This is a genomic window from Amycolatopsis sp. cmx-8-4 (assembly GCF_046548675.1).
GTDB lineage: Bacteria > Actinomycetota > Actinomycetes > Mycobacteriales > Pseudonocardiaceae > Amycolatopsis.
The window spans coordinates 220,259-226,721 of record NZ_JAEBDZ010000016.1 but is presented as its reverse complement, the minus strand read 5'-3'; the positions used below and the strand labels follow the sequence as shown (position 1 = coordinate 226,721).

Sequence of the window (6,463 nt, the reverse complement as noted above, 5' to 3'; positions counted from 1 at the left end):
CGTGTCGCGCAGCGTCTGCTGGCGATGGCAGCCGGCATCTGGCACAACTGGCAGACCGGTCTGACCAGCAAAAGGTCACTGATCGCCTACGATCACTAACACCAACTTCACGGAATCAATCATCTAGGGTGCCGACTGCCTCCGCGAGCTGATCACGCCGGTGTTGAACCCGGCCAGGTGCAGGCCCCCGGCGAACCGCGCGTGCTCGATCTTCACGCACCGGTTCATCACGACGTCCAGCCCCGCCTCCCGAGCCAGATCGGCTACCGGTTCGTGCCACAACCCGAGTTGCAGCCACAATGTCCGCGCGCCGGCGTCGATCACGTCCTCGGCCACCTGAGGCAGGTCGTCGTGTTTCCGGAACACACTGACGAGGTCCGGTTCGCCCGGCACGTCCTTGAGCGAGGCGTACACCGGCTTCCCGAACAAGGTGTCCAGGCGCGGGTTGACGAAGTTGACCTCGTACCGCGTCGACGAGAGCAGGTAGGTCGCGACGAAGTAGCTCGGCCGAGACGGGTTCGCGGACGCTCCTACCAGCGTCACCGACTTCGTCCGGTTCAGGATCGCGCGCCGCTCGACAGCGCCCACGGCGTACGTCATCCGGCCACCGCCTTGCCCAGGGCCTGGTCGACGTCCCAGAGGATGTCCTCGACGTCTTCCAGCCCGACCGACAGCCGGATCAGGTCGGGGCCCACGCCCGCGGCCGTGAGCTGCTCCTCGGACAGCTGCGCGTGGGTCGTCGACGCCGGGTGGATCACGAGCGTGCGGGCGTCGCCGACGTTCGCCAGGTGCGACAACAGCTCCACCGACTCGACGAACCTCTCGCCCGCCGCGCGCCCGCCGTCGATGCCGAAGGAGAACACCGCCCCGGGCCCGGCGGGCAGGTACTTCTTCGCCAGGTCGTGGTGCGGGTGCGCGGGCAGGCCCGCGTAGGACACCCAGGCCACGCGTGGGTCCGCGTCGAGGTGTTCGGCGACGGCACGGGCGTTGGCGACGTGCGCGTCCATCCGCTGGGGCAAGGTCTCGACACCTTGCAGCAGCAGGAAAGCCGAGTGTGGTGAGAGGACCGCGCCGATGTCCCGCAACTGCTCCGCGCGAAGCCGCGTGCAGAACGCGTACTCGCCGAAGTTCTCCCAGTACCTGAGGCCGCCGTAGCTCTCGACGGTCTCGGTCATCCGGGGGAACTTCCCGTTGCCCCAGTCGAACTTCCCCGACTCGACGATGATCCCGCCGAGTGTCGTCCCGTGGCCGCCGAGGAATTTCGTCGCCGAGTGCAGCACGATGTCCGCGCCGTGCTCCATCGGTCGGCAGAGGTACGGCGTCGCCAGCGTCGCGTCGACCACCAGCGGGATGTCGTGGGCGTGCGCCAGGTCCGCCAGCGCGGTTAGGTCCGCGATACCACCACCCGGGTTGCCGATCACCTCGGTGTAGAGCAGCCGGGTCCGGTCGGTGATCGCCGCGGCGTAGTCGTCGATGCCGCCGCTGACGAACGTCGTCTCCACGCCGAATCGCCGGAGCGTGCCGGTGAGCTGGGTGACCGTGCCGCCGTAGAGACCGCTCGCCGACACGATGTGGTCGCCGGCCTCGGCGAGCGCGCTGAAGGTGAGGAACTCCGCGGCCTGCCCGCTGCCGGTGGCGACACCGCCGATCGCGCCCTCGAGGCTGGCGATCCGCTCCTCGAACGCCGCCACGGTCGGGTTCCCGATCCGGCTGTAGATGTTGCCGTACTTCTGCAGCGCGAACAGGTTCGCCGCGTCGGCCGCGTCCTCGAAGACGAAGCTCGTGGTCTGGTAGATCGGCACGGCACGCGCACCGGTCGCCGGGTCGGGCGTTCCACCCGCGTGCAATGCGCGGGTCCGGAAGCCCCAGGTGCGTTCACTCATCGGTCCTCACCGTAACCGTCCTCCCCTTCGGTCGGCCACGCCTCCCAGGTGGTGGGCGCGGTCATTTCGTGCTGCCGACGTTAGCACGGTTTGATATTCCGTGCGCTACACTCGAACGTATGAAATGCGCCGTGTGTGGCAAGCCGCTGCCACCTCGTCGCGGAGCTGGGCGGAATCGCCAGTACTGCGACGCCACGTGCCGGAGCGCTGCCCGCAGGCAGCGAACGCACGTAAAGAACGACTTGACAACTTCCGGTCGTCAATCCACTCTTGACACCGTGCCGGACGAACCTTTGGCCGCGGTCGGTGCGGCGTTGCGGAAGGTCCGCGACGCGGAAGCCGCACTGCGGGACACCGTGGACGCGGCCAGGGCGGCCGGGCACACCTGGCAGGAGATCGGTGATCTGCTGGGCACCAGCCGGCAGGCCGCGTTCCAGCGGTTCGGCCGGCCGGTCGATCCGGCGACGGGCGCGTCGATGACGGAACTGAAGCGGCCCGACGCGATTCACCTCGCCGAGGAGCTCGTGTTCGAGCTCGTCGGGTGCCGGTGGCACGAGGTACGCCGAGACTTCGACGACCGCATGCTCGCGTCGGTCGGCGAAGAAGAGCTGCAACTCGCCTGGACGCAGCTGGCCGGATCGGTCGGACGCTACGAACGGATGGGAGAGGCGTACGCACGGTCGGCGGGGGACTACACGATCGTCCACCTGCCGGTGGCCTTCGAGGCCGGTGAGCGGACCGTGCAGGTGACCTACCGCGAGGACGGTCAGGTGGCCGGGCTGTGGATCCGGTCGGCCGAACAGTTGTGAGCGCAGTTGTGAACAGGGGGAACGATGAAAACAGCAATCGCGGGCGTGATCGCGGTCCTCGCACCGCTGGTGGCCCCGGCCGCCCACACCGCCGAGGTACCCACGGCGGGGGACCAACTTGAATGGGTCGTCGACGCCACCGGGCGCGTCCCGGTGTCCGATGCCGAGCTGCAGCAGCACATCGCGCAGGTCCTGGTGACCGTGGCGGGTGGCACGGCGGGCATCAACGCCGCGCTGACCGGGCTCGGCCGGCTCGCGGTGGAGCGGGTCGTCACCGAGGCGCCCGACCGCGTCGAGGCGGTGGTCCACGGCCCGGCGGACGACTACCTGCTGGATCTCCACGTCGACCAGGCCGGGCTGATCGACGGGCTGCGGGCGACCGCGGACGACCCGGTGCCGTCGTCGTGGCCGGAGGTGGACGCCCAGCTCGCGGCGCTCGGCGGCCGCGTCTCGTTCGGCGCGTCGGAGATCCTGCCGGACGGGCGCTGCCGTGACGTACACGGCGTGCAGGACAACGTGCAACGGCCTCTGGGGTCGGCGTTCAAGCTCTACGTCCTCGGCGCGCTCGGCACCGCGGTCGCGGAGCACAAGGCGTCCTGGACCGAACAGCTCGCCATCCGCGACGACTGGAAGAGCCTGCCATCGGGCGTGCTGCAGAACCAGCCGGCCGGCACCCGGCTCCCGCTGTCGGAATACGCCGACAAGATGATCTCGATCAGCGACAACACCGCCGCCGACCACCTGATCCACCGGCTCGGCCGCGACGCCGTGCAACGGCAGGTCACCGCGTTCGGCAACCAGCGGCCGTCGGCGAACGTCCCGTTCCTGACGACCAAGGCGCTGTTCGAGCTCAAGGCGACGCAGTACCCGGCCCGCGCCGACGCCTACCTGGCGTTGCCACGCTGGGCACGTCCCGCAGCGGTCGCGGGACTCGAACGGCTCCCGCTCACCGGACTCACCTCCTGGCCCGGGCCGGAGAAGATCGACCAGCTCGAGTGGTTCGGCTCCCCGGACGACATCTGCCGGGTGTTTTCCGGGCTGCAGAAGGAGAACCAGCCGGAGATCGGGCACGCGCTGTCGCTCAACGACGGCGGGCTCGGCCTCGACAAGGCGAAGTTCCCGGAGGTCTGGTTCAAGGGCGGCAGCGAACCCGGCGTGCTGACCTTGAACTACCTGACCCGGACGGCCGACGGCCGGTCACTGGTCACCAGCGTCATGGTGTCGGACCCGGTGGCGCCTCTGGACGAAAACCACGTCACGGCACGAGGAATCGCGGTCGCGAGGGGGGCGGTGGCGCTGTTGGCGGCTACGCTGCGCCGGTGACGGTGCGCTGGAGTCTGACGATCGATTGCGCGGCGCCCCGTGCGCTGGCGAGGTTCTGGGCGGTGGCCCTCGGCTACATCGAGCGGCCACCACCGGCCGGGTTCGCGAGCTGGGAAGCCTGGTTCACCGAGTTCGGAGTACCCGAGGACGAATGGGACGACGGCGCGTACCTGGCCGACCCGGAAGGTGTCCTGCCGAGCCTGAGCTTCCTCAAGGTTCCCGAAGACAAGGTCGGGAAGAACCGGCTGCACCTGGACATCCAGGCGGGAGGCGGACGCGAGGTGCCTTGGGAGACGCGGTGGGAGCGGGTCGCGGAGGCGATCGCCCGGCTCATCGCGGCGGGCGCGACGGTGCAGCAGGAGCACGAGGCGGGCGGCCGCCCGGACCACGTCGTGATGGCGGATCCCGAAGGCAACGAGTTCTGCGTGCTCTGAGCCGGTGCCGCCGAACCGGGCGTGGCCGGTGGTCGTCATCACCGGTCGTCGCGCGGGACCCGGGCCGGCGCCCGCGCGCGGGCCTGCCGGGACGCGGCTAGCCGATCAGCTCCTCGTGTCGCGTCGGGTTGCCGCTGTGCCACGGCAGCACGGTGCCGAAGCGGACCAGCTCGCCGTACGTCGACGGGTCGAGGTCGTCGAGCGCCAGATCGAGCACCGCACGTGCGGCCTGGTCGGGCGTCTGGGCCTGGCTGAAGTCGGCGAACCACGGGCGCGACGCCCGCGTGTCGACCAGGCCGGGGCAGACCGCCGCGACCAGGGTGCCGTCCGCGAGGTCTCGCTCCCGGCGCTCCGCGGCCACCGCGCGTACGGCGGCGACCTGGGCGACCTTCGAGGGCACGTTGATCCACTCCGGCCAGCCCAGCTCGTGCGCTCGGCCGTCGTGGATCGCGGCGCGCCAGTCCTCGACGGCCTGCTCGACGTCGTCGAGCGACACCCCGTCGAACCGGGGCCGCAAGGCTTCGGGCAGGTGGCCGAGCGTGCCCAGCGAGCTGGCGACGACGAGCAGCCTGCCGCCCGGGCGCAGGATCGGGCCGAACGAGCGCAGCACCGCGTGGGTGCCGGCGTTCGCGACGTCCAGGAAGACGTCGGCCTGCTCGGCCTGGGGCCGTCCGGGATCGAGCGGGCCGACGGCGTTGGACAGCACGATGTCCACCGCGCCGAGGTCTGTGGCGAAGCGGGCGACGGCGTCGGCGTCCGAGACGTCGAGGACGCGGCCTTCCACCCGGCTGCGCGTCGCGGGGTTCGCGGCGACGCGCTCGGCGGCGGCCGCCACGCGCTCGGTGTCGCGGCCGGTGAGCAGAACGAGGTCGTCCGGGCCGAGGCGAGTGGCGAGTCCTTGGGTCAGTGCGAAGCCGAGGCCTTGGTTGGCTCCGGTCACCACAGCGGTACGTGTCATGCCGCCACGCTAGGTCCGTCCGGACCATGCGCCCAGCGAGAGATCGGCAACCGTGGTATGCGTGAACGTCATGGACTTCGGCGACGTCTCCCTGGTGGCCCTCCGCGTGTTCCGCGAGGTCGCCGAACGCGGCACGCTCACCGCCGCCGCGGCGGCTCTGGGCTACACGCAGTCCGCGGTGTCACGGCAGATCGCTTCGCTCGAGCGCGTGGCCGGGACACCGGTGCTGGACCGGCGTCCCGGCGGGGTCCGCCTGACCGCGGCCGGGAACGTCGTGCTGCGCCGGGCGATCGCGGTGCTGGACCAGATCGACGCCGCCGGGCGTGAGCTGGCCGGGCTGCCCGCCGACGGCGGGAGCGTGCGGCTCGGCTGGTTCCCCAGCGCGGGTGCCGTCTTGGTCCCGCAGGCCGTCGCGGAACTGCGGCGCACCCACCCCGCGGTGCGCGTCACCACCAGGGAGGGCACGACGCCGGTTCTGGTGCGGGCGTTGCGCGCGGGCACGGTGGACCTGGCCGTGCTGGGTTCGGTGCCACCGTTCCGGCCACCGGACTCCGAAACTCCGGCGCTGCGGCTCAAAACCCTCGCCGAGCGCACTCTCCGCCTCGCCGTGCCCGCGGGGCACCCGCTGGCCGGCGCGGACGCGGTCGACGTCGCCGACCTTCGTGGGCAGCGGTGGATCGCGGGCCCGTCGGCGGGCGAGGACACGCTGATGGGCGTGTGGCCCGGGCTCGACGAGCGTCCCGAGATCGCGCACACCGCGCGTGACTGGCTCGCCAAGCTCAACCTGGTCGCCGCCGGCTGCGGCCTGACGACGTTGCCGGCTTCGCTCGTCGAGGCCGTGCCGCCGGGGGTGCGGGTGGTGACGGTGCGGGGCGGGCCGTCGGAACGGCGGCGCGTGGTGCTGGCCCGGCTGCCGGGGCCGCTCTCCGAACCGGCCGCGTTGCTGGCGGAAGCTCTGCGCCGGGTGGCCACCGGCGTGCCGGGCCGCGCCGAAGACTGAGGTGCCGATAGCTGAGGTGCAGATGACCGAGGTGTATGGCCGAAGTGCCGATGACC

General features: G+C 71.2%; 7 protein-coding genes and 1 pseudogene. 5 read left to right on the top strand and 3 right to left on the bottom strand.

What is annotated here, in order from left to right:
• Window positions 1–99, top strand: a pseudogene (locus tag ACLJQZ_RS30870) (IS982 family transposase); the annotation flags it as partial.
• Between the two features lie 24 nt (window positions 100–123).
• Here ACLJQZ_RS30870 and ACLJQZ_RS30865 read toward each other — a convergent pair.
• Entirely contained in the window at window positions 124–600 is a 477-nt protein-coding gene (locus ACLJQZ_RS30865; protein ID WP_410623347.1) for a CoA-binding protein, read from the bottom strand.
• Window positions 597–1,883 (bottom strand): O-acetylhomoserine aminocarboxypropyltransferase/cysteine synthase family protein, encoded by a 1,287-nt coding sequence (locus ACLJQZ_RS30860; RefSeq protein WP_410623346.1) that lies wholly within the window; start codon window positions 1,881–1,883, stop codon window positions 597–599. The genes ACLJQZ_RS30865 and ACLJQZ_RS30860 overlap by 4 nt, the downstream gene beginning before the upstream one ends.
• Before the next feature lie 278 nt (window positions 1,884–2,161).
• On the opposite strand from ACLJQZ_RS30860, the gene ACLJQZ_RS30855 reads away from it, so the two are divergent.
• The 3 genes from ACLJQZ_RS30855 to ACLJQZ_RS30845 are packed head-to-tail and all read left to right on the top strand — an operon-like array spanning window position 2,162 to window position 4,449.
• The gene (locus ACLJQZ_RS30855; RefSeq protein WP_247062340.1) at window positions 2,162–2,692 is read left to right on the top strand and encodes a DUF3887 domain-containing protein; all 531 of its coding nucleotides are present in this window, start codon (window positions 2,162–2,164) and stop codon (window positions 2,690–2,692) included.
• Between the two features lie 24 nt (window positions 2,693–2,716).
• Window positions 2,717–4,015, top strand: coding sequence for a serine hydrolase (locus tag ACLJQZ_RS30850; RefSeq protein ID WP_410623345.1), 1,299 nt, complete (start codon window positions 2,717–2,719; stop codon window positions 4,013–4,015).
• Entirely contained in the window at window positions 4,012–4,449 is a 438-nt protein-coding gene (locus tag ACLJQZ_RS30845) for a VOC family protein (RefSeq protein ID WP_410623344.1), read from the top strand. The genes ACLJQZ_RS30850 and ACLJQZ_RS30845 overlap by 4 nt, the downstream gene beginning before the upstream one ends.
• 97 nt (window positions 4,450–4,546) lie before the next feature.
• Here the strand turns inward: ACLJQZ_RS30845 and ACLJQZ_RS30840 are convergent, their stop codons facing one another.
• Window positions 4,547–5,407, bottom strand: a complete 861-nt coding sequence (locus ACLJQZ_RS30840) for an SDR family NAD(P)-dependent oxidoreductase (RefSeq protein ID WP_410623343.1) — start codon at window positions 5,405–5,407, stop codon at window positions 4,547–4,549.
• 70 nt (window positions 5,408–5,477) lie between these two features.
• On the opposite strand from ACLJQZ_RS30840, the gene ACLJQZ_RS30835 reads away from it, so the two are divergent.
• Entirely contained in the window at window positions 5,478–6,407 is a 930-nt protein-coding gene (locus tag ACLJQZ_RS30835) for a LysR substrate-binding domain-containing protein (protein WP_410623357.1), read from the top strand.
• Window positions 6,408–6,463: the final 56 nt, after the last annotated feature.